Source organism: Turicibacter sp. T129, assembly GCF_025594975.1.
In the GTDB taxonomy this organism is placed as follows: Bacteria; Bacillota_I; Bacilli_A; order MOL361; family Turicibacteraceae; genus Turicibacter; species Turicibacter bilis.
On sequence record NZ_JAMQUU010000114.1, the window covers coordinates 1 to 791 of the forward strand.

1 protein-coding gene is annotated in these 791 nt (G+C 38.3%); it reads right to left on the reverse strand.

The features are described 5' to 3' along the window. Positions 1-791, reverse strand: a 791-nt coding sequence (gene tnpC / locus NEH75_RS13220) for an IS66 family transposase (RefSeq protein ID WP_262949015.1), incomplete at both ends; no start/stop codon positions are given.

A 791-nucleotide genomic window follows, 5' to 3' on the forward strand; every position in this document is an offset into this window, starting at 1 on the left:
ATTTCGTCATGTTTTTTGCCCACTGTTGGTTCTCAAAATCGATGATTCCTTTAAACTCTCTTAAATGATGAACGTTACATAAAGCATGCGTACAATCATCATATTTAAAATACGGGGTCCAATGGTCATGGATGACGGTTCCTTTGAAAGAGGGAAGAATGCCATTGGCTTCAATTGCTTGAGAGCCACGCTTTTCATGAACAAAGTAATGCGTGAATTTTTGATTTGAAGTCACGTGAAGCCAGTGTCTCTTTCCATTGACATAACAGCCTGTTTCATCTACATGAAGATGATTTGATGCCAAAAGATTTTCTTTGATTGAAGCTTCAGTCGTTTCTAATAACTCATCACATCGTTTCGTCATATTCACCAGTGTTCCTTGGCTGATGGTCGCTTTGAAAATATCTTGAGTCAATTGTTTCAGACGGTTGAAAGGAATCAATTGATAGTGACTGAAATAAGTTAATACACTTGTTAAATGTGGCCCATATTGTGTCGGTTGTGTGACATGTTTCGGAAATAGTCCTTCATTTTTAAAGTGACAGTTAGGACATACTTTAATTTGGGATTGATGCTCAGTCACTTGAAGCCTTAAGCTCGGTAAATCAAAAACTTGACGTCGAATCGTTTTTTGAGGTTCAACGTTTTCTAAACAACACCCACACCCTTGGCAAGTTTTCGGATGATGTGTGACGACAAGATCCGGATCTTTTACCATTTTTAAGGTTGAACCTTGATGCCCGACTTGACCACCCGTTTTTTTATTTGAAGGTTGACGCAAACTTTTTGTC